The sequence below is a fragment of the Hyphomicrobium sp. 01T421 genome (assembly GCF_056398805.1).
Map to the genome: position 1 here is coordinate 672,580 of NZ_JBFTQC010000001.1, position 22,429 is coordinate 695,008.

Here is a 22,429-nt window from a genome sequence, read left to right on the forward strand (position 1 = left end):
ATGGCCAGCGACGAGTCGCCGGCCATTCTTCACGGGGGTTTAATAGCCTACCGGCCGCGGCCACTGCATCGTGAACTGATCGCCGCGTCGCACGTATTTATATCGATGGAAATGGAACCAGAGCGAAGCGACGACGAAGAAGATCATCATCGCAACGAGCTGCGTGCCGTAACCAAGGAACACCGCAAAATACGTCGTCGAGCAGATCGCCAAGAGAACGAGTGCAGGCAATGGGTGGAAGGGATGAATGTAGCCGCGTTTGATCGTATTGAGCGGCCACTGCTTGCGGAACATGATCACCTGGATTGACATGTACGTGTAGCCAAGAAGTCCCGACAGGATCGAGAACGTGATCACCTGATCGAGTGGCGCGAAATACGCAAAAACGAGCGCCACGGGAACAAGAAACACGATCGACCGGAAGGGTGTTCTATTCTTGGGATGCACGGCGCCGAACCACGTTGGCAGGTACCGGTCGCGACCCATTGAGAACCATGCCCGCGATGCGTCGTTGATGCAGCCGTTTGCCGAAGCCAGCGTTGAGAACATCGTCCCAACGAACAGCAGCACCATCAGCGGCATCGAGTCCGTCAGGCGGGCGGCGTCAAACAGAGGCGTGGTTGCTTGGCCGAGGTATTCCCACGGCATCAAACCGGTGCACAGGTACCAAGTCATCGTCGCCGCAATAAGCAGCGTGATGATGCCTGTCATCGTACCGAGCGGCAGCGATCGCGCAGGCGAACGCACCTCTTCCGCCGCTTGGCACGTTCCCTCGATGCCGAGATAGTACCAAAGGCCAAAGTGCAGCGAGGCCACGACCCCGAGCCACCCATAAGGCAGACCGGTGAGCAGTTCCCGATGGTTTAGAAGTTCATTCGACCACGGCTTGACGCAGGCGAAGAGAACGACGACCGCGATGAATGCGATTGCTGTAAGCACGAGGTTGACCGTAAGCGTCGCGTAGACACCTCGGTAATTTAGCCATGCCAGGAACATGATCGACAAAACGATGAACGGCTTGTCGTGCGCCTCCGCGAAGCCTGCCATCTGGCCGACCGTTTGGACGAGATACCCGAGCGTGATGGCATTCGCCGCTTCAAGCATCGTGTACGCGAAGACAAGATAGAGACCGACGTTGAACGCCATAAGCGGTCCGACGATATGTTTTGCCTGCGCGTATTGACCGCCGGCGGCCGCAACCGTCGAGGTCACTTCTGAGTCGATCATTGCGACGCATGTGTAGAGCAAGCCCGCCACCCAGCATGCGATGAGCGCTGCGATGGCGCCGCCCTTGCCGACGGCAAAGTTCCACCCCATGTATTCGCCGACGAGAACGATGCCGACGCCGAGAGCCCAGACGTGCGCTGGACCGAGGACGCGAAGAAGCGAGATTTTCTCGCCATGGACAACTGTAGTTTGGCTCACCGGTGTCCCCCTTGATGTGTCGGGTCGATGACGAGTGCGTCGTCGATTTCGCCTTCTTTTGAGGACGTCAGCAGGTCCTCATTATATGCGAGGTTGGTTTTGATCATATCGAAGAGCATCCACAGGCCGAGGGCGGCAGACAAAGCCCAGGCAGCGTATTCGATGATTTCAAAGTTGTTCATTGCTGGATCTCACTTTCTGCCGAAGCGTTCTTCGAGGACTTCGCGATATTCACGTTTCGAAAACGCGAACAGCAACGCGAAATAGCCGATCACGACGACCGCCGTGATGACGAGTTCGGTCATGTTGAAGCTGTAGTCGAAACGTGAAGTGATCATTGGCGCCGCGGTCTCGGGCGTCATTCCCAACTTCACCCATTGGGCCTGCTGCACGGCATTTTGGCCGAGCCCTTCCCAAGTCTTTGTGTCGGCGAGCGCGAGATCGGTTTTGCCGCCGCCGGCGAGCTTCAGATAAAGCGGCGTGAACAGCGCCGCGAAGACGAGGACCAGCAAGAATAGGCTGTCGAATAGCTGCCCGAATGCGGATTGCTTCGGAGGTTCATAATGAGGTTTTTCCACGATGCCACCCGTTGGTTTCAGGATTTTCGTTTGGATAAATCGAGATAATGCAAATCGAGACCGTAGATCTCGTCGCGCTCTTCGCTGAGATGCGCGACCATCGCGAAGATCGCCGCGGTGTTGAACAAGAGCACTAAGCCTCCGGCCACAGCCAGAGCCCAAAATACTTCCGTCGAACCGACGTAGTCTTTGATCTCGTAGAAAACGAATGCGTAGAGAAGCCAGAGAGTCGCGACAGCAGCCAGCGACCAAGTCCGATCACCGGAAAATTTTCCGGCGATCCGAGGATCGGTATTCAACTTTTGCATTATCCCTCCTTTTAACGTGGGGCGCTTCCCGACCGCAGGAGTTCCCTTTCGAAGCATTGATTGGATCAATGCTGAGATCGGCCCGAGGTCCGCTCGCCCCTTAGAGTTGGTTACGTTCTGCGACATTTAGTGACGCAGGGAGGCAGCTTTGCGTCAACATTTTTTCGTAAGACGAAACATGAATTCGATAATGCAGTGCGCAAAATCATGCTGCACCGCAGTATATAGACTGAATAAAAACAGCCACTTAGCGCGAGTGCACTGCAAACGCACGGCGTGAGTTTAAGCAATTTGATTTTTAATTGGCGGGCAGCATGCCTCGCATTTGAGCTTTTTAATTCAAAGCGCTGAAGCCGTGGATGCTCATCGAAAAATGCGTGCGGCCAATGCTGTTGCCACGAGATGGGGCTTGATCTTGCCGACCGTGGTGGAGGTTCTGCCAGAAAAAATGAACCTGAGAAGATGCGCTTTCGACTGTGCGGAATTCTCGAACTCGAGACCAAATCCGTGCTCGGTCTTCCGCCGGATGTAGGCGTCGATCGAAACGTCCGCGAAGCGCGCGCGAACGGGACTTCCGACAGGTAAGGGCGGTTCTCCGAGAAGATGGATGCCGCTGACCGAAACGTCCGAAGCGCGAAACGCGTACGAAACACCGCCGGCGCTTATCGTCACCGGCACACGAACATCGAACCGCTCGCCTTTGCGTCGCTGTTGCTGCTCGCTGCAAACGTAGCAGCACAGAGTGAGGACAACGATATTGTACCAGCTCCAGAACAGCGCGATGGCGCTGGATTCAGCGAGCGGCCGAGTTGGATCGATGAGAAAGGCGTTGGCAATTCCGATCGCGGTCAAGGCGAGTAAAGTACCGAAGATTCTAAGAAGCGGCCATTGAATGAATTGCTTGCTCCGATCACCCCCCTTCGCTGTCACTTTGAACTTCTGACCCTTCGGTCTGAGAAGCCCCGAGATGACGCCCTTCAAGACTTCGGTCGAGCACAGCATTTGATAGAGATCTGACATCAACGGGAGCACACGCCCGTCGGTCAGCCATAGGAAGATGCCGATTTGGGCGGCAAGAAACGGTGCGAGATACCAGATCGCATCGATGACGTTGGCGTGAACCGCTTCGATCCCGAACAGCAGGTAGAGCGCCGGTACGATGACGCCGAGCACGCGAAACAGATGGGTTGCCGACCAGTGCAAGAACGTCTCGCAAAGCATGATGCGATCGACGAAAGGAAGCCCATTGCCGATTTTCAGGGGACCGCTTGGACCACGGCAGATCTGCACGAAGCCGAGGCACCAGCGGGCGCGCTGACCGGTGTACTCCGCAAGCCCTTCTGGTGCGAGACCGAGCGAAAGAACCTCGTTCAAATAGACCGTGCCGAAACCTTTCTCGCGCAGGCGCAGCGACACGAGATAATCCTCGGTCACGGAATCGGTCGGAAACCCGCCGATGCTTTGCAGCGCGTCGAACCTGATGATCGATGAAGTTCCGCAGCAGAATGCGCCGCCCCAAGCGTCTTTCGACGCCATGACGATATCGAAGAAAAAGCGCTGCTCGTCCGGCCACACGCGGGTCAATGCCAGATTGCTTTGGATCGGATCCGGATTGAAAAAGTGCTGCGGCGTCTGCACGACGCCCACATCGGGGCTGAGCGCAAGAGACAGCCCGCGTATCAGAAATTCGGGGAGCGGCACGAAATCCGCGTCGAGGATCGAGATGAAATCCGGTTTCTCGTCGAGCGCGGCAAGCTTCTTCAATGCGGCGTTGATGTTGCCGGCCTTCGCGTGCGCGTTGTCGCTTCGCGTCAGATAGCCGACGCGATGGCGCTCACAAAGCGCCTGAAGCCACGGGCGCCGTCCATCGTCGCAAACCCACACCCGGAAGTTGGGATAGTTGATCGCCAGCGTCCCGATGATCGTACGCTCGAGAATGTTCTCGTCTTCATTATACGTGCAGATGAGAACGTCGACTTTCGGCAACTTCGGCAGGGCAAGCAATTTCGGAACGTTCCGGTTGGCTTCTGCGGTGCGGTTGCGCGTGCGTGTCAGGAAGATTTGCGATGCCGTGGCGCCAACCATTGTGATGGCTTCGACGGCTGTGAAGATGAAGCCGACCATGAAGTCGACCGGATTGTTCACCGAAGGGATGGTGCTGAACATCCGCCACGTCATGTACCGCCAGCCGAGGCCGACGCAGATCACGATGGCGACAGTTCTGACGACCGTATTGTTTCGGTTGACCCACGGAAGTATCGCAGTCGCGAGCAAGCCGATGATCAATGCCGGCATCAAAGCGTCGAGATAGCTCATTCCAGAAGCGGACGTCATGCTGGCGCCCGCTCAATGCATGCTGGAAAAAGCGGCCGCGCTGGCGGTGTCGAATTGCACGAGCCCCGATCGCCCGATGCGGCAGTCGGCGTGCTTCAAGAGGTTCGGGAAGCGCAGGGTGACGTGATAGGGTTCGCGAGTGAGCGCATTTTGCTGGATCGCGCTGTTGGATGCGACGGCCGCCAGGCCGTTCAAGCTGACGACCGTGCCCATCAACTCTTCTCCGCCGTCGCGCGGTTTGAATGTCGCCGTTTGGCCGACTGCCAGTCGTTGATAGGCAGTTTCGCTGACGCTCGCCGTCACCAGCGCGCTTCCGCAATCGAGAAGTTTCACGAGATCCTGACCGGCGTTGACGTGCTCGCCCGGAGCAGTCAGCATTTCCCACACGCGCCCGTTTACGGTCGAGCGGATCTCGACTTTCGCAAGTCCGTCGTGACGCCCTTGTTCCTTCACGAGCTCCGCGTCAAAACTTTCGAGCTCGGCCCGGGTGCCGACAAGACGCGCCTGCACGTCGGACAGCTCGAGCGAAACTTCCATCTTCCTCTGCGCGGACTGAGGCGTATCGTTATAGCTGTCGCCGACGTAGGTTCCCCTTTTCGCGGCGTCGAGTTCGACGAGCATGCCCTTGCGGCGCTCGACTTGTCCCTTGACCGTCTGTTCAGCGACATGAGCTTCGCCCGCGGCTTTATCGAGAAATGCCTGGCTGACGGCGTCTGTCTTGCGCAGGGTCTCGGCCCTTTTCAGCGCATCCGACGCGACGGAATATTGCGCCTCTGCGGCCGCCATATCCGTGTCCGCCTGGCGTAACCGCTGCTCGAGCTGCTCGATGCGCCCGATGCGAAAACGCTCCTGCTGCATCGAGAGTTCGTCGAAGCTGGCAAGGAGAAGCTGCTTCTTTCCCTCGAGCGCGCCGATAGTCGTTCTGAGTTGATTGCGATCTCTCATCAGGTTCGCAAGATGCGAGGAGTCGGCCCGCGGATTGCGGACGACGAGAATGCTTTGATCGACACGGAACATGCTGCCGACATCGGTATCGGCATCCGCCATGCTGACCTCGCCCTCGATCGGAGCCCTGAGCGTAATCACCCGTGCATTGACGACCGCTTCGGCGCTTGTCGTTGCGAGTAGGCGCTGAACCGGAAGCCAGCCGAGCCCCAACGCGATCGCGACCGCCAATAGAGATTTGACGATCGTTGCGGGCCGGATATTGCCCGGCAGAGAAACGGTCCGGGAAGCTATGGCGGGCTCGTCGGCGGGTTCGATGACGGGTGTGGCGCTGGGTTCCGGATTTTCGCTCGGGCCGCCGCTCCGCCATCTTTTTACGACGGATTCGAGATAGGCGATTTGGACATCCGCCGTGAACTCGCTCTCCCGCGCCGCTTCAAGCTCTGCGGCGTCCGGCGACTCGGGCACAGCTGACGCGAGCAGCCTTGGAGACCGGGAGCTAACGGTTTTGCCTGGGGAGAGATTCGACGACATGGGCCACGCGATCCAGTTGGATGTTGCGACGCATACGGTAAAAGCAAATGGATAACGTTATGCTGAGGATTTGATTTAATTACCTCTTACGGATGACCGAAAGAGAGACGTTCAGAGCCCTACAACGCGTCTATGCGGCAGCACCGGGCGGCTTCTATCTCTCCTGACCGAAGGCCATAAGGACTAGCCGATCTCGAACCGCCCCGCTGGCTCCGAGTCGGCATGAGCGCCGCCAAGCCAGCTTCGCGGGACGCCGAGTGCGGAAATTTCCCATATAAACCGGCGTTTTCGTCATTTGTTGACTAACGGTGTACACTTTAATAGTGTGGCTTATCCCGGCTGAGGCCGGGTCTTCTTTGCGTGCTCTCCGGGGGAGGTTCCGCAAGGGAGGAGGCAAGCCCGCCATTGAGCGCAACAGCGCCCAGCCAGCCAGCCCGTAACAATTTGGAAACACGGGGGACTATGGCGATGGCTGTGCGTGGGTTTGATGTATTCAGTTCGAGATCAATAGGTGTCGGGGCTTCGGGGCTATCTCAGACTCGCGGATCATTCAGTAAAGCCGCTCTCGCGCTAACGGCATCGGCCGCAGCGCTGACGCTGGCTGGTACGGCATTCGCGCAAGAAACGCAGCTGCCCGGCATCAACGTCCAGGGAGCGCAGGCGAAAAAGGCCAGCGCGCCGAAGAGCAAGCCAAAGCCGAAGCCCGTCCAGGCTGCTCAGTCAGAGCCTGTTTCGCCGCCGCTGGCCGCTAGTCAGGGCCAAGGCGTAGCGCCCTCAGACGTTCCCTATGACACACCGGCTGGAATCAGCGTCGTAACGGCAAGCGACCTGAGCACATACGGCGGAACGAATCTCGATAACGCGCTCCGCTCACAGCCGGGCACCTACACGCGAATGAACCCTCAGAACGCAGGTCTTGCTGTCAACATTCGCGGCTTCGAAGGATCGGGCCGCGTGAATACGTTGATTGACGGCGTGCAGCAGAACTTCGGATTCACCGGCCACGAAGCACAGGGCTTCACATATATCGATCCGGGTCTTGTCGCGGGCATAGACGTCGCGCGTGGCGCCGTGACGACAGCCGGCGGTACCGGCGCGCTTGCAGGTGTTGCAAACCTCCGCACGCTCGATGTCGAAGACATCCTTCGGCCGGGCCAGAATGTCGGCGGCTTCGTAACGACGACCTGGGGAAGCAACAACGTCGGGTTCTCGGAAACGGCTGCTGCCGCAGTCCAAACGCGCGGCATAGGCATCGCTGGTGCAATCAGCCATCGTGATCCTGGTAATTACCAAAATGGCGCCGGAGTAGAAATTCCGGAAACCGGTCAGGACCTCACGTCGGGTCTGTTCAAGGTGAACCTGCGGCCCACCGAAGACCAGACTTTGCGTTTCGGCGGCGTGATCTACGACAACGACTTCTTCGCCAACTCTTATAACCAGAATGTTCGCCAGCAAACCTACACGGCCAAGTACGCCTACAATCCGGTAGGCAATGACCTGATCGATTTCAGGCTCAACGGCTACTACAACGACGTCGCGATGAAATACGGGACCGATGCGACCCCGACCGTCGGAACCCCGCCGAAGGGAACAGCTTGGGGCCGTGTCATGGAAGATACGGGGCTTGGCTTCGACGTCTCGAATATCTCGCGCTTCCATCTTGGCGGCATTCGCGTCAAGTCGGAGTATGGCTACGAATTCTTCGGCGACAACGTGGAAGCCTACAATCGCTTTCAGCCTGCGGCGGCTGGCGGCGTCAATCCGTCGGGCTACAAATCGAAGAGCGCTGTATTCTCCGAGACGACATTTTCGAAGGGCATCTTCGATCTGATCGTCGGGCTGAAGTACGATATGTACGGCATCAATGGCAGCGGCACCGCACCTGCCGTCCCATTGCCGCCCGGCGTCGACCCTGGCCCATACAAAGTGGATAAAGACGGCGGAGCCTTCGACCCGAAGGTCACTCTTGCTGCACAGGTCACCGATTGGCTGCAGCCTTACATCACCTATTCCGAGACCATGCGGTCGCCAACCGCTGCGGAGTTATTCATCGGCGGCAACCATCCGGGCGCCGGAAGAATATCCTTCGTGCCAAATCCGTTTCTTGCTCCGGAAAGCCAGCGGGGCATCGAAATTGGCGCCAACATCAAGCACGACGGAATTTTCACGCCGGCCGACGCCTTCCGCATGAAGGCAGACTATTATCACATGGATGTCGAAGACTACATCGCCGCATGCGCCACGACTGGCGGCCAAATGTATTTCTGCAATACGCCCGGCAATTCGACGGTTCAGGGCGTCGAACTGCAGGGAACATACGATGCTGGCTATATCTTCGCGGGCCTGAGCTATACCTACACACATACCGACCTGCCCGCGCAAACGGATGGTCTCGGGGCTCATAGCAATCTTCCCGAGCACACGGTTGTCGCTTCCGGGGGCGTACGACTGCTCGACCGCAGGCTGACGCTCGGCGGACGAATCTCTCACTTCTCCGAAAGCGATGTCGGTACCCAGAATGTCGGCGGCTTTTATGCGAGCCAATTCATGCCGGGCTACACGCTCGTAGATTTGTTCTCGAGCTACAAGGTCACCGAAACTTTCGAAGTCGGCTTCAACATCAACAACGTCTTCGACAAAGAATACACGGAGGCGCTGACCACCCCATTCTTCGATGGCCCGAACTGCTACGGCTCGAACCTTCCGGGCTGCAACGACTCAGGAATGGGCCGAACCTACTTCCTGACGGCCAAGGCGCAGTTCTGATCTGCCGTTGAACGACATCGAGAAACGACCCACCGGCGGGTTCTACTCGCCGGTGTTTCGCGGAAAGCAGGGTTAACCAGGGAGACGAGCGAAATTGACGTTCCTTGAACGGCATGATCGTCGGCCGCGCGAAACGCGATCGTCGGACCTCCAATCCCGCACGCTCGAACCTTGGCCCATACAAGGCAACGTCGTCCCGTTTGCTTTCGAGAAGGCCGCGGGTCACGACCGGAGGGCACAGGATCGTCCACCAGTAGCAGTGGCAAAGGCGCCGGTTCATCCCCAGCCTACGCAACGCGAGTCGCGCAAGATCCTGATTGCGACGATCATCGTTTCCGCGGCCGTCCATGCGGCGGCGATCGCGTCGGTCATGTCGGGCGATGCAGGCGAACAGTTCGGCATGCTGTCGAGCAAAACCGATACGTTCAGTCTCTCCACGACCCAATCGATCGTTCTCGAGTCGATCTCTTCCCATGACATCGACATGGCGTCCGCTTCTTCTGCGGACTCCCAGGCCGGAAGCGTGCAAGCGGCAGAATCCGCGCCTCAGGAACTTACAGAAGTTAAGGAAACGCCTCTCACCGATCAGCCCCCGCCGAAGCCGATCAAGGTTGCTGACGTGACGCCGTCGGCACTCGCGCCAACGGACGAGCCGCTGCCCGTTCTTCGCGGCGGCGGCGAGCCGGACGCGGCCAGCGCCATCAAGGCCGAAGAGGTCTCTGAAAACCCGATCGAAGAAGCACCCGAAGAGATCGAAACCAAAGAGGACGCCGCCGCAAAGGCGAAGCAGGAAAAGAAGGTCGAAAAAGAGCGCAAGATCGAGCAGGCTCAATCGCATCAGCAGGTCGCGGGCAGCTCGGCGTCGCGGTCGAGCACCGCCCATGCCGCAGTCGACGGGCGCGTTTCCGCGAGCGCCGGTAATGCTCTGAGCTACGCCGCTGGCGTCCGCGCGCAGGTTGAGCGCAACAAACCGTCGGGGAACGGTTTACGAGGTACAGTCCGCGTGTCGTTCGGCATCAATGCGACGGGCGAATTGAGCTACGTGAGACTTTCGGAATCGTCCGGCAGCGCCAAGCTCGATGAAGTTGCACTGAATGCCGTGCGCCGGGCAGCCCCATTCGGCGAGCCGCCTTCTGGCCTATCGCCATCACAACTCGCGTACGTCATTCCGTTCTTTTTCCGCTGACGCCTCCGGGGCGCAGGTTGGCCGTTTTGGCCCTGGAAATGATGTACGGCGTTTATGCAAATTCGGTCATCTCCGTATACCGAACTTAAACCAGAAACGACGAGAGCACCCGAATGGCTCGAGTGCTCCCGGCAATACTTGTTGAAACCCCGAGTCTATCTCTAGACGAGGGCTTCCTCCTTCTCGGCGGCTTCGTTCGTGGGCAACGTCAGCGGATGCTCGATTTGCGTATCGCAAACGCGCGCCACGACGCCTGGTCCGAGGGCCTGAAGTGTTATCACTCGGCCATTACTGAAGCGGACGGCGTCCCGGTGGAATGGACCGTCCACCTGCGTGAACGTCGTCAGTTCCCGGTCCGATACGTCTGCATGCTCTTGAATGAACGAAGAAATGCCGGACAGCTGAAGTTCCATATCGCACGCCATGCAAATAGCGACCGACTGATCTCCGCGGGCCACAAAACCCACGGTACCACTCGGGAACTTATTGCTGATGTACTCTTCGCCCTGTCGCGCCGGCCTGCTCTGAAACATCTCTAGAGAATAGTCGCACATGTCTGACCTCATCAGTTTGTGCCTCTATCTCGAAAAACCGGGACCTGACTTCGAAGTTCCGGCAGCGCACCACCATTTCAGATGAAACGGTTCAGGCCAGAACCTTCCATCGCTTGAACCAATTTTCAGCCTGTATCCAGGCATCCTTCGCGGCCGCCTCATGGTAACTGGGACGGTAATCAGCATGGAAACCATGAGGTGCGCCCGGATAGATTTTGAATTCGGCAGTTTTGCCCGCGGCCGCTAAGGCAGCCTTCATCATATCCACTTGCGCCGGCGGAATTCCCTGGTCGTCGCCTCCGTAGAGGCCCAAGACCGGCGCCTTCATCTCTGAAGCAAGCTCGATCGGACTTTTGGGCCAAAGCCCTTTTTGCGCGGCGGGGTCGACGAGGGAACCGTAGAACGCGACCCCGGCCTTCACGTTCGGATTGGCGGCGGAATAAACCCATACTGCCCGGCCACCACGGCAAAAGCCTAAAATGCCGAGCTTCTCTGCGTCCCCGCCTTGGGCTTTGGCCCAGCGGACGGTCGCATCCAAGTCGGAGATAAGCTGTGCATCGGGCTTCGAATTGACGAGCGGCATCAGGTCTTTGATGTCGCTGATTTTCGTCAGGTCGCCGACCCGGAAGTAATAGTCCGGAGCGACCGCAAAAGCACCGAGCTTGGCGAGCCGCCGCGTTACGTCCTTGATATACTCGTGAAGACCGAAGACCTCCATCGCGACCAGAATAATGGGCGGATTATGCGCGCCCGCCGGTTTCGCATAATAGACCGGCATAACACCGTCCGCCGTGTCGATCTTTGCGGTCCCGGTATCGAGTCCGCTGGAGCTGGTTGTGATGGGGTTCGCACGCACAGGGCCGGCCGCTAGCGTATAGCCTGCTGCGGCAGCCGCAGACGCTGTCATAAAGCGCCGTCTCGAAAGGTACGCGCGCCGAATGAGTCCGATGAAGTCCGAGGCGATTTGCGGGTGAGCGGCCATATCAACATCCCTTTCGACACAAAGTCAGTCTACATCGATATTAGCCGTTCGGCTTTTCACGATATATTGGACGGCGAGGCGGCGGAATGACGACAGGCGGTCTGACGAAGGCCAGAATGGCGAAAACTGCGCAACGATAACGCGTCGTCGCGCCGAACCGTCTCAGCCGATTGGTTAGGGATTGATAACCACTGTCGACGTGCGGCCAGCCACGAGCCTCAGTCCTTCCGGAATATGGTCCAGTGCGATGCGCACAGGAATACGCTGCGCGAGGCGCACCCAGCTGAAGGTTGGATTAACGTTGGCGAGCATGTTCGTGCCATCGGTTCTGTCGCGATCTTCAATACCGCCGGCGATGCTTTCGACGTGGCCGATGATGTCGCGATCTTCACCCATCATGTGGACCGTCGCTCGGTTGCCCACGTGGATCAGCGGCAATTTCGTCTCTTCGAAATATCCGTCGACATGCAGAGAATCCTGATCGATGAGCGCAGCGACACCCTTGCCGGCGGTAACGTAGTTGCCGGGCTTCAAATCGAAGTTCGTGATCGGACCGTTGACCGACGCGCGAACCTCGGACCGCTCGAGATCGAGCTTCGCCACGTCTCTGTCAGCCTCTGCGCGATGTAAGTCCGCTTCGGCTTTGGCCTCGGTTGCGGTCACCTGCTCAACCTTTTGCTGGCTGACCGCGATGTTGCTCATGTTGTGATAACGGACGAGGTCCTTTTGGGCGGCGTCGAGCGTCGCCTTCTGGCCCTCGACATTGGCTTCGGACTGCCGCAGCGCCAGCTCAAAACGGTCGCGGTCGATGCGGAAGAGGATGTCTCCCTTTTTCACGACTTGATTGTCACGAACGAGAACCTCGCTGACGAGGCCGGAGACGTCAGGGGCGATCTCAATGATATCGGCACGGACGCGTCCATCGCGCGTCCACGGCTCGAGTTCATAATGGACCCAAAGCCGCCATCCGATGAATATGGCGAACCCGACAATCATGAGTGTAGCGATCAAGCGGCCGAGTTTGGCCAATAGGGAAGTCATTAGTAAACCTTCGTAAGAAGCAGGACGCTCAAGCCGAGCAGGCAAACAAAAACGGAGAGATTGAAAAGCGATTGATGCCAGACGAAGCGGTAGACGCCGGCGTAGCGCAGGCAGCGCGAAACGATGGCCATCCCCAAATAGGCAACGACCGCGCAAACGAGAACGGATGGCACGAGCACACCGAAGATGCTGATCTCGGCGTTCATTCGGCGGCCTCCAAAAGTTCGGGCGTATGCGGCAAGTCGGGCGGTGGCAAAACTCCCGGGAAGAGACTGCGCCTCAACCCGACAAGTCCAAGGAGCGCCTTACGCGCCGAAACGCCCTGTTCGTCGCGCACGGCATCGATGGCGCTGTTGATCGCGGTCAGAAGAAGATCCGACCCCTGAACCTCTTGGCCAGCGCGATAGCGCCGCTTCAACCTGATGAGGACGGCATCGATTCTGCGTCGCGAATACGTTGTGAGATCTGCGCGCGCGCGCCGAAGGTCGACGATGTTGAAGCCTTGTCGCAATTGACCGATCGCATCGGGAAGCCTGTGACCGGCGGCCTTTGCGCGCGGAGCCAAGAGCACGAGCCGGTCGAGCATCAGTCCCGTCAAACGCCCATCATTGGAAGGGTCAACGGAATTTGCGATCTCCGAGAGCGTGACCCGGTTCGCGTTCTCGAGGCGTCGAATGCTCCATTCGGCGCCGACTGTGCGCAGCAGAGACGTCATGACGGCGGCGAGTCCCACACCGAAAGTCGTCGCGATACTTAAATTTATGAATGCGGCGGCATCGACGTTGAAGGTGACTTGGAGGCCGAGCGTCGCCATAAAATTGATGCCCAGCGAAAGGCCGATCAGCAACGTTTCGGGCTTTGATATGAACAACCCCGTCATCAAAAGCGCCGGCGCCAACGCCAGAACGAGAGTTTCGAAATTGTGCACGTGCGGAAGAATGCCGAACACGTAGACGCCGGCTAAGATCGCGGCGATCACGGCCCACTTGGCGAAGGCCACAATGGACGGCACCGGATTGTCCTGAGCCGCAAACAGTGCTCCCGCGACGGCGGCCATCATGACTGCCGCTCCGCCCTCTGGCCATGCAAGAAAAATCCAGAAGGTGCAGCACACGATGATTGTCGCGAAGCTGACGATGGCGGAAGCGAGCGCCAAGCCGCGGTCGCGATGGCGCACTGGATCGGCAAGATCCGCGATCCGGTAAGCGAAATCGTTCGGACGAGGCTCGGTGTTCCCTTCCATAGCAGTCATCACGTGCTGGCAATCGCCGCGGATCGCAACGAGATCGCGCAGGCGCATCAGGAGCGTGAGCTCGATGAGATCTCGCCACGTCCGTGATGCCGGATGGCCCTCAATGCGCGCATCGATATCTTTGCGCAGAGCGTCGACATCCTGCGACTTGGCCGAATGTTCCGGCGTCAGCCAGTGCTCCGTGCGCTCGATAAGTGCATGTACCGCACGCGACGCACCGCCGAGCGAAGCAAGCTCGCGCAGCCCATCGGAAATGGACGACAATATCGGAAGTAACATTAGCATTCGCGGCCGGATGGCTTGGATGAGATACGGCAGTTCCGGATGTCCGCCCGCATCGTAGTTGAGATGGCTCGCGAGATTTTCGATCTCGCCCGTATCGGCCGCGAGACGCAGCCGATGCGCGTCGGCTTCGGGTCCGGACTTCGCTTCGAGAGCATCGCGCGTACTGGCGTCGGCGCTCATCAGCCATGACTTCAGTCTTTGAGCGACGGCCGTAACGACAGGCCGGGGGAAGACGACGCTTGAGACAACGGCGGCGCAGACGATGCCGAGAATGATTTCCTCTGCACGCGATAGCGCCACGTCAAAAATAGTGCCTGGAGCATCGACTGTCGGAAACCCGATCAGAGCCGCGGTATAGCCCGCAAGCATGAACACGTAGCTTCTCGGCGTACGATCCAGCAGCGAAATATAGAGACAAACCGTTGTCCAGATTGCCATCGCGAGCACCAGCAACACGGGTGCGTTTGAAAGGTTGGGAACCATGATGACGGCGGCAGTCGCACCAATCACCGTTCCGAGAACGCGAAAGATGGCCTTCGATCGTGTCGCGCCCGATAACGGATTGGACGCGATATAGACCGTGGCAACGGCCCAGTACGGGTTCGGGAGCGCAATCCAAAGACTGATCAGCAGCGCAAGAACGGCAGCCGCGAACGTCTTGATGGAGAATAGCCATTGTTGTGTCGCGGGCAAGCCCATCGCATTTCCTGGAAACCGAAGGGCATACCTCGCGGCTCAAAATTACATCTTGAATACGTCAGCGGTTGCATATAAATGACCCGACAGTCACTTTTGTCAAGGCGTACAGTGACGCTCAGCATGCAACTAATGCATGGGTCACAATCACAAACCGAAGGGCTGGACGGCCAAGGCTCGCTCGGGCAGAACATGAGGTTACATGCAGAAGGCAGCACAACAGGAGACGCGTCCGGCGAACCGTCGCCGTGGGACGGCCGTTCGTCGCCGCGGTGCGAGCCCGGAAAAGACCGCTCAAACGCGGCAAGCGATCGTCGATGCGGCGCTGGCGGAGTTCGTCGAAAAGGGTTTTGCCGACGCCACGATAGAAAGCGTTGCGAAGCGCGCTGGCGTCGCGAAAGGACTGATCTATCGCTACTTTGAAGCCAAGGAAGCACTCTTCTCGGCCGTGGTTCAGCAGGAAATCGTCCACGCCCACATAGATGTGGACGACTCCAAGAGGGCGGCCGGCGAGAGCGTCGAGGCGTTCCTGCGTCGGACGCTTGTCCCGTCTATTCACAACATCGACAAGAAGAGCCGCGCGGTCATAGCCAGCGTCGTAATTGCGGAGGGCGCGAGATTTCCCGCGCTCGTCGAAATTTATCGCCGCGATGTGATCGATCCGCTCGTGCAGAAGATCAAGCGCCTTGCGCTTTCGGCGAAAAAGTCAGGAGAGATGGTCGACGATCACCTCATAAAAAATCCGCATTTTCTTCTGGCTCCGATTTGGGCGGGCATCGTCATCAACAAATTTTTGGATAAGTCCAATCCGGTCGATATCGGAGAGATGTTTGAAGCACAACTCGACATGATATTTTCCGGCAAAGACAGATGATCGGAGACTCTCGTTTGGAAGTTGGCATCGACAGTTTTGCGGCAATTATGCCGGGCGCTTCGGTTGAGACACTGTCGCCTGCCGGCCGGATCGCCAATCTCATCGAAGAAATCGAGACGGCCGACCGGGCTGGGCTCGACGTATTCGGCATCGGCGAGCACCATCGCCCCGAATTTCTTGATTCAGCGCCAGCCGTTATCCTCAGCGCCGCCGCAGCGCGAACCAAAACGATCCGGCTGACGAGCGCCGTCACGGTTCTAAGCGCGGCAGACCCGGTGCGGGTTTTTCAAGAGTTCGCAACGCTCGATCTGATTTCAAAAGGCCGCGCAGAACTCGTCGTCGGCCGGGGTTCGTTCGGCGAGGCTTATCCCTTGTTCGGGCTGCGCTTCGACGATTACGATGCGTTGTTCGTCGAGAAGCTTGAACTGCTGTTGCAAATACGCGCCAACACCCAAGTTCATTGGTCCGGAAAATTTCGCCCCGAACTTACTGGGCAGGGCATCTATCCGCGGCCCTACCAAGCGGAACTTCCTGTGTGGCTGGGTGTCGGCGGCACGAGGCAATCCTTCGTTCGTGCCGGTCTCCTCGGGTTGCCCTTGATGGTTGCAATCATCGGCGGCGAATTTCGCCGTTTCCGCCCGCTCGTCGATCTCTATCGCGAGGCGTGGCGCCGCGCCGGCCATCCGGTAGAACGCCAAAGAGTAGGAGTTCATGCTCTCGGCTTCGTCGCGGAGAGTTCGGCCGAAGCGAGAGACACATTCTTTCCCGGGTGGTCACACATGTTCACCCAAATCGGACGCGAGCGAGGATGGCCGCCCGTTACGCGCGCTCAGTTCGATGCCATGTGCGGTCCCGGCGGCGCATTTCTGATTGGCGATCCCGAAACCGTTGCGCGGAAGATGATCGAAGCGAGCGCCGATCTCGGCGGCGTTTCGCGTTTCACGTTCCAGATGAGTTCCGCGTCAACGGAACACCAGGCGATGATGAAATCGATAGAGCTTCTCGGAACTGAGGCTGCTCCAATCGCGCGCGAAAGCCTCAGTACTGGTTCTTGATAATATCCTGAAGCGATTGTGGGAACCACGGTTCGCTTTTGGGCGGCTCGATCTCCTGAACAACAGGTCCCTCCGGCGGCGGCGGCGGATTGCCCAGGAAAAAGAGCAGCGGCGGAAGTGCAGGCTTCTCTTGCTGGACGATCACTGTTTCGACAACGACCGGCGCCGGCCGATTGATCCGGGGAACACGCCGGGAATAGGCAAGAACCCGACTTTTCCGCCTTTCAGCGGAACGCTTGCTCTGGAGGAGCGGATCAACGGCCGGATCATCGTTGTCAGAAACAATACTCCCGAACCCTTCTGGAAAGCTCGAAAGCGCGACCTCCGTCTTGAATGACGCCTGGGGGCTCGCGGGCAAATCGGCGATCGCGTAATCCTGGCTGTTGAACGGCAGGCTCCAGCGTCTTTCGTCCATTACAATCGCCGGCAACGCGGGGCTGCTTGTTTCGGTCGCTGTCCTAGCCGCCGTCTCGTGGGCCTCCGGCGAAGGAGCCCCCGCCGAACCTTCATAAGCGGCGGGCGGTGCTTCGGTCGTCGCTGCCTCAGCCGTTACCGAAGAGAAGCCTTCGCGGTCCGGGCGAAAGGAGACGGTCTGCGACGCCAATCGCTGCCGCAAGCCCTCGGCAAAACTCAGGCGATCTTCCAATATAAAATTGGGTGGCTCGATTTTCACCGTTCGAGGCAATCGGGTTGGCGTGAAAGCGAATGCGAGCGGAACCAATAGTAAGATGAGCGCGACCCGCGCGGTAAGCTCCGCATCTTTGGGGCGCAACCGCTCGAACGAAAGACCGGCGAAGCGTTGGCTTAGATGATCTCTCCAAGCGTCGACACTCCAGCCGTCGAAGATTTTTGCGAAGGTCTCTGCAAAGCCAGCGACGGCGGCCGACGGCGGAACATCGGCTCGTGGATCAGCTTGTGGAACATCAGTAGAGGCGCTGAGAAAAACAGGAAGGTCGCGGCGCTCCGGCTGGAATTCGCTGGATTCCGCCGATTGCGCGAAGCGCAGCTTGCGAAGCCGCCGCACGGTGTCGCTGCCATCGCCTTTATGACCGTCGGCCGCCACGTGGTGGTTCCTGATTAAAGAAATGCTCGATTGGGCTGTAAATTAGCGAAAAATCCGATGCGCTTCTGAAAGCAATAGACCGCGGAATAGATCGTTGCAGATGTATTACTCAGCAGGGTTGACGGAATCTTGCCAACGTTCAGTGTACGGCAGATAATTAATTTCAAAGGCCAATATCAGGCATCTGACGGATGTTCAGCGAAGCCATTCCCGCACATCAGAAGTTGAAACCGGTCACCGATGGGCCGATTGGAGTGTCCACAGGTGGCGCCAAAATATGGTTGACCGCAGAGGTTGTTATCTGCGACAAGCGCTGTCAGCGAATGAAGAATTGTTCGTATCTGCGGTTGAATAGCCGCTGACCTGAAAGCGGGTGAACATGCTTCACCCGTCGTTCGGAAGATTTTCTCCCTAGTCAAACGTTGTGACGCATTCGCTTGCCCGTTTGGCAGGCCCAAAACCCGCCGTCTGTGCTCATCAAACATAACAAGCTGATAGCGAGTGGATTGTCCTATTTCACAATCTGAGCAAACGCGCGTCCTTGTTCTCGAAGCATCGCGAAGCGAGCGGAATTACTGGTCCGACATTTGGCATTACCGCGAGCTGTTCGCCATCCTCGCTTGGCGCGACGTCGCGGTGCGGTACAAGCAGACCGTCATGGGGATCGCCTGGGCAATCGTCCGGCCGTTGGTGACGATGATCATCTTTACAGTCGTGTTCGGCAAGCTCGCAAAACTGCCGAGCGACGGGGATGTGCCGTATCCCATCCTGGTGTTCGCCGGGATGCTTCCGTGGTTCCTGTTTTCAAGCATTCTCAGCGAAGCTTCGAACAGCCTCATCAGCAACGCCAGCCTGATCAGCAAGGTCTATTTCCCGCGCCTGATCGTGCCGGCGTCCGCAGGCGTCGTCGCGCTCGTCGATTTCATGATCAACCTCGTCATCCTCTTTGGCTTGATGGCATGGTATGAATTTGTACCGGGCTGGCACATTGTGTTTCTTCCCGCATTCATCGCATTTGCCGTCGTGGCGAGCCTTGGGCCGGCCCTCTTCATCACCGCGCTGAACGTCAAATACCGAGACGTCCGCTATGCGATCCCCTTTGTGATTCAATTCGGCCTCTATGTTTCGCCCGTCGGCTTTTCGAGCGAGATCATCCCCGCCGACGTGCGGTTCTGGTACAGCCTCAACCCGGTCGTCGGCGTTATCGATGGATTTCGTTGGTGCCTTCTCGGGGGCGAGAGCCAACTCTACATCCCGGGCATTTTGGCGAGCCTCGGCGTTACGGCTTTTATGATGTGGTACGGGCTCAGGTACTTTCGCGGCGCCGAACGTGCGTTCGCGGATCTCGTGTAGGCGTCGTTCCGTTGATGAAGGACGTCATCATTCGCGCCGAACATCTCGGCAAGCGCTACGTCATCGGACACCATGCCAAGCGCGAGCGGTACACCTCACTGCGTGATGTGGTAGCGCGCACGACGACGCGATTTTTGCGCACCGCCTTCGACGTTGCGCGGGGTCGTCAGCTCATTTCAGGCGACGAAATCGAGGAATTCTGGGCGCTGAAAGATGTCTCGTTCGAGCTCAAGCGCGGCGATGTCGTCGGCGTCATCGGTCGTAACGGAGCAGGCAAATCGACGCTTCTGAAAGTCCTGTCACGCATTACCGAACCGACGAGCGGCAGGGTCGAAATCAAGGGTCGCATCGCGAGCCTTCTGGAAGTCGGCACCGGCTTTCACCCCGAACTGACAGGGCGAGAAAACATCTTCCTCAATGGCGCCATCCTCGGCATGAGGCGCGCTGAGATCGAACGAAAGTTCGATGAAATCGTCGCGTTCGCGGAAGTGGAGAAATTCCTCGACACGCCTGTGAAGCGTTACTCGAGCGGCATGTATGTGCGCTTGGCTTTCGCTGTCGCAGCCCACCTGGAGCCGGAGATTCTGGTCGTTGATGAAGTGCTGGCGGTCGGCGACGCGGAATTTCAGAGAAAGTGTCTCGGCAAGATGAAGGACGTCGCCGGACAAGGGAGAACGGTCATCTTCGTCAGCCACAACCTCGCGGCAGTCAAAGCGCTGTGTACCCGAAGCATTCTCCTCGCAGCCGGCCGCGTCGAGTGCGACGGTTCAGTCGACGCCGTCATCAAGCAATACGTTAGTGCGAGCGATTCCGCCCATTCGATTTCGTTCGACGAGAATAAAGCGCGGCCCGCGATCTCGGCGATCGAGGTAAATGGTGAAGCACTCATCGAACGCGACTTGATCGTCGACATCCATTTTGCGTCGCCTCGGCCTCTGCACACCGCGGTCGGCGGCGTTGTGCTGCGAGCCGATACCGGCGAGCCCGTCTGGGGCTCCAATGGGCGGTTTCATCCGAACGTGAAGCTCGTGAAGGGCCTCACGCACGGAGTTCTGCGATGCGAGGCGCGCCAACTACCGCTTCGCCCCGGCCGATATTCCCTGTCGGCATGGCTCGGCGACTGGCACGAAGACTACGACGCCAGGATCGATGTTCTGAGTTTCGTCATCGGAGAAGATGACGCGCACGTTCTGCGTCCGCCAGTGTCCGCGGTGGGTCACCTCGATTGGCCCGCGGAATGGGGCACGGCCGACGCAGCGTCCGCGCTTCAGCGGCTTGAGCCGTGTGTCGCCACAAATTTCTAAGCGCGCGTGTAAGCTACCCGAAGTCCGTCAATCGAGAATTCTCCCACCATCATATCCGGTCGAGATCTTCCCATGAGAAACGTTCCCTACAACTTTCACAGCAACCTGCATTCGCTTTCCGGCGCGAGACACGCGCTGGCCTATCTACTTTCCGGGAACGAATATTCGAGCCTTCTGGATGTTGGAGCGGGGGTCGGAAACTGGCTGCGTGCTGCGCGCGAGATGGGCATCGACGACGTGCTCGGCATCGACGGCGTTGCAGCTGATTTGACGGAGCTTCATGTCGAAGCCAGTTCCATCAAGATGTTTGACCTGCGCGAACCCGTGTGGCTCGGCAGGCGCTTCGACATCGTACTTTGTCTCGAGGTGGCAGAACATCTTCACGAGGAATGGGCCAGTACGCTGGTGCGGACGCTCTGCACGCACGGAGAGCTCATATTCTTCTCCGGTGCAGCGCCGGGCCAGCACGGCGAGCATCACGTGAACTGCCGTTGGCCGACATACTGGCAAGCCCTATTCAACGAGCGTGGCTTCGTCTGCCAAGATGATGTGCGTCCGATGATCTGGAACGACGGTATGATCGAACCTTGGTACCGGCAGAATATCTTTTCCGCGCGCTTCGATCCCGAAAACGCAGGCAGGGAGCCGCGCATCCAGCATCTCATTCATCCCGAAATGACACCGCATATGGATTTCCCCGATTCGCCCATCGCGAAGCGGCATCTGGACCTCTCTCAGGGCAAATATCATCCGTCTCATTATTTGCGACTGCTCAACCGATCGGTCGGCAAGCGCTTCGGAATGCGGCTACCCATTCGCTGACGTACGAGCGCCGCGTCGCCGGAGAGGAACACGAAGTGTCGAACGGCATCTCCGTCGTTATTTGCGCGCATAATAGCGGCGAGCGTCTTGCTCCAACGATCCAGGCGCTCGCCCGATGCAAGGCGGAGTTTCCCGTCGAGATCATTCTCGTCGACAATAATTCGAGCGACGACACGGCAGAGCGGGCGAAAGCCGCTTGGAACGATTGCGGCAACGTCCGCTACTCTTTCACGATCATCAGGGAACCGCAGGCTGGCTTATCGTACGCGCGCCGCGCGGGAACGCGCGCCGCATCATTCGACGTCATTCTATTCTGTGACGACGATAATTGGCTCGCCGAAGACTACCTGATCAACGCCGTGAGGATCATGCAGGATCCCACAATCGGGGCGGCAGGCGGCTGCTCGACTCCGGCGAACCCGGATGGCCTGCCGCCCTGGTTTTATACATTCTCCTGGGGCTTCGCGGTTGGTGTTCCGATATCGAGAATTGCGCTTCTGCCTGATGCACCGGAAACGGAAAGACAGGTTGATGTCCTTTGGGGTGCCGGCCTCGTCACGCGGCGAGATCTCATCGCATTTCTATACACGTTGCCAGGGTTTCCCGTGCTGAGCGGGCGCAAAGGCGGGAAGCTCCTGTCCGGAGAAGATATTGAGATCTCCGCCTGCGTAGCGTGCGCTGGATACAAACTGATTTTCAGCGAAAGACTACGGTTCAAGCACGCCATCGCGCCGTCACGGCTGACGACGGCGTATGCGAAACGCCTATTCGCAAGCTTCGAAGAGGGCTTTGCGGTCACCGGTCAATACACGAAGATCATCGCAGCTTTCCAATCTCCGTCGCGCGCGGCGGCTGTTGGCTGCGCGCGTATCGTCAAACACGTTCTGCTTCGCCGATTGAATCGAGAATCGTTCCTCTCGCTGCTCACGGCGCTGCGCCTGCCCGGATTGATGACGAGTGATCAGAGGCAAATTTATCGGACGGTACAGAGCGTTCGTGCGCGGGGTTCAGTGCCGCATAAGTCAGCGCGGCCGGCACTGCGAAACGTAGCCTCGGAAAACCTGGCTTAGCG

Annotated in this window: 20 protein-coding genes; 8 read left to right on the forward strand and 12 right to left on the reverse strand. The window is 58.5% G+C overall.

The annotated features are described in order from the left end of the window. Positions 1–39: 39 nt before the first annotated feature. The 6 genes from AC1DK3_RS03120 to AC1DK3_RS03145 form a co-directional block, all read right to left on the reverse strand. On the reverse strand, positions 40–1,425 hold the full coding sequence (locus tag AC1DK3_RS03120; protein ID WP_477190830.1) for an APC family permease: 1,386 nt from the start codon (positions 1,423–1,425) through the stop codon (positions 40–42). Then, on the reverse strand, positions 1,422–1,607 hold the full coding sequence (locus AC1DK3_RS03125) for a hypothetical protein (RefSeq protein ID WP_092867989.1): 186 nt from the start codon (positions 1,605–1,607) through the stop codon (positions 1,422–1,424). The genes AC1DK3_RS03120 and AC1DK3_RS03125 overlap by 4 nt, the downstream gene beginning before the upstream one ends. Before the next feature lie 9 nt (positions 1,608–1,616). Continuing rightward, positions 1,617–2,003, reverse strand: a complete 387-nt coding sequence (locus tag AC1DK3_RS03130; protein ID WP_477190831.1) for a hypothetical protein — start codon at positions 2,001–2,003, stop codon at positions 1,617–1,619. A 17-nt stretch (positions 2,004–2,020) separates the two neighbouring features. Continuing rightward, positions 2,021–2,311 carry a hypothetical protein gene (locus AC1DK3_RS03135; RefSeq protein WP_477190832.1) on the reverse strand — a complete coding sequence of 97 codons (291 nt, stop codon included), beginning with the start codon at positions 2,309–2,311 and terminating at the stop codon, positions 2,021–2,023. 363 nt (positions 2,312–2,674) lie between these two features. Then, positions 2,675–4,645 (reverse strand): glycosyltransferase, encoded by a 1,971-nt coding sequence (locus tag AC1DK3_RS03140; RefSeq protein ID WP_477190833.1) that lies wholly within the window; start codon positions 4,643–4,645, stop codon positions 2,675–2,677. A gap of 12 nt (positions 4,646–4,657) precedes the next feature. Then, positions 4,658–6,124 carry an HlyD family secretion protein gene (locus AC1DK3_RS03145; RefSeq protein ID WP_477190834.1) on the reverse strand — a complete coding sequence of 489 codons (1,467 nt, stop codon included), beginning with the start codon at positions 6,122–6,124 and terminating at the stop codon, positions 4,658–4,660. Positions 6,125–6,592: 468 nt separating this feature from the next. Here AC1DK3_RS03145 and AC1DK3_RS03150 point away from each other — a divergent pair, with 468 nt between their 5' ends. Both AC1DK3_RS03150 and tolA read left to right on the forward strand, forming a co-directional pair. Beyond that, positions 6,593–8,890, forward strand: coding sequence for a TonB-dependent receptor domain-containing protein (locus tag AC1DK3_RS03150; RefSeq protein WP_477190835.1), 2,298 nt, complete (start codon positions 6,593–6,595; stop codon positions 8,888–8,890). Between the two features lie 94 nt (positions 8,891–8,984). Beyond that, complete coding sequence (gene tolA / locus AC1DK3_RS03155; RefSeq protein ID WP_477190836.1) at positions 8,985–10,076, forward strand: cell envelope integrity protein TolA; 1,092 nt, start codon at positions 8,985–8,987, stop codon at positions 10,074–10,076. A gap of 161 nt (positions 10,077–10,237) precedes the next feature. On the opposite strand, the gene AC1DK3_RS03160 is transcribed toward tolA, so the two are convergent. From AC1DK3_RS03160 to AC1DK3_RS03180, 5 genes are all read right to left on the reverse strand, one after another. After that, positions 10,238–10,630, reverse strand: coding sequence for a hypothetical protein (locus tag AC1DK3_RS03160; RefSeq protein ID WP_477190837.1), 393 nt, complete (start codon positions 10,628–10,630; stop codon positions 10,238–10,240). Between the two features lie 91 nt (positions 10,631–10,721). Next, a complete protein-coding gene (locus tag AC1DK3_RS03165; RefSeq protein ID WP_477190838.1) occupies positions 10,722–11,612 on the reverse strand; it encodes a dienelactone hydrolase family protein in 891 nt (296 codons plus the stop codon). Between the two features lie 174 nt (positions 11,613–11,786). Continuing rightward, positions 11,787–12,653 carry an efflux RND transporter periplasmic adaptor subunit gene (locus tag AC1DK3_RS03170; protein ID WP_477190839.1) on the reverse strand — a complete coding sequence of 289 codons (867 nt, stop codon included), beginning with the start codon at positions 12,651–12,653 and terminating at the stop codon, positions 11,787–11,789. Continuing rightward, positions 12,653–12,859, reverse strand: a complete 207-nt coding sequence (locus tag AC1DK3_RS03175) for a DUF1656 domain-containing protein (protein ID WP_477190840.1) — start codon at positions 12,857–12,859, stop codon at positions 12,653–12,655. The genes AC1DK3_RS03170 and AC1DK3_RS03175 overlap by 1 nt, the downstream gene beginning before the upstream one ends. After that, positions 12,856–14,889: an FUSC family protein gene (locus AC1DK3_RS03180; protein ID WP_477190841.1), complete on the reverse strand. Its 2,034-nt coding sequence runs from the start codon at positions 14,887–14,889 to the stop codon at positions 12,856–12,858. The genes AC1DK3_RS03175 and AC1DK3_RS03180 overlap by 4 nt, the downstream gene beginning before the upstream one ends. A 199-nt stretch (positions 14,890–15,088) precedes the next feature. Between AC1DK3_RS03180 and AC1DK3_RS03185 the strand changes: the two genes are divergently transcribed. Both AC1DK3_RS03185 and AC1DK3_RS03190 read left to right on the forward strand, forming a co-directional pair. Next, entirely contained in the window at positions 15,089–15,760 is a 672-nt protein-coding gene (locus AC1DK3_RS03185) for a TetR/AcrR family transcriptional regulator (RefSeq protein WP_477190842.1), read from the forward strand. A gap of 14 nt (positions 15,761–15,774) precedes the next feature. Continuing rightward, complete coding sequence (locus tag AC1DK3_RS03190; protein ID WP_477190843.1) at positions 15,775–16,815, forward strand: LLM class flavin-dependent oxidoreductase; 1,041 nt, start codon at positions 15,775–15,777, stop codon at positions 16,813–16,815. Here the strand turns inward: AC1DK3_RS03190 and AC1DK3_RS03195 are convergent. Then, positions 16,799–17,878 carry a hypothetical protein gene (locus AC1DK3_RS03195; RefSeq protein ID WP_477190844.1) on the reverse strand — a complete coding sequence of 360 codons (1,080 nt, stop codon included), beginning with the start codon at positions 17,876–17,878 and terminating at the stop codon, positions 16,799–16,801. The two genes, AC1DK3_RS03190 and AC1DK3_RS03195, sit on opposite strands and share 17 nt — an antisense overlap. A 501-nt stretch (positions 17,879–18,379) precedes the next feature. Here AC1DK3_RS03195 and AC1DK3_RS03200 point away from each other — a divergent pair. The 4 genes from AC1DK3_RS03200 (at position 18,380) to AC1DK3_RS03215 (ending at position 22,427) form a co-directional block, all read left to right on the forward strand. Continuing rightward, a complete protein-coding gene (locus AC1DK3_RS03200) occupies positions 18,380–19,231 on the forward strand; it encodes an ABC transporter permease (RefSeq protein ID WP_477190845.1) in 852 nt (283 codons plus the stop codon). Between the two features lie 14 nt (positions 19,232–19,245). Beyond that, a complete protein-coding gene (locus tag AC1DK3_RS03205) occupies positions 19,246–20,535 on the forward strand; it encodes an ABC transporter ATP-binding protein (RefSeq protein WP_477190846.1) in 1,290 nt (429 codons plus the stop codon). Between the two features lie 72 nt (positions 20,536–20,607). Then, positions 20,608–21,357 carry a class I SAM-dependent methyltransferase gene (locus AC1DK3_RS03210; RefSeq protein ID WP_477190847.1) on the forward strand — a complete coding sequence of 250 codons (750 nt, stop codon included), beginning with the start codon at positions 20,608–20,610 and terminating at the stop codon, positions 21,355–21,357. Between the two features lie 35 nt (positions 21,358–21,392). Next, a complete protein-coding gene (locus tag AC1DK3_RS03215; protein ID WP_477190848.1) occupies positions 21,393–22,427 on the forward strand; it encodes a glycosyltransferase in 1,035 nt (344 codons plus the stop codon). The last annotated feature ends 2 nt before the right edge of the window (positions 22,428–22,429 follow it).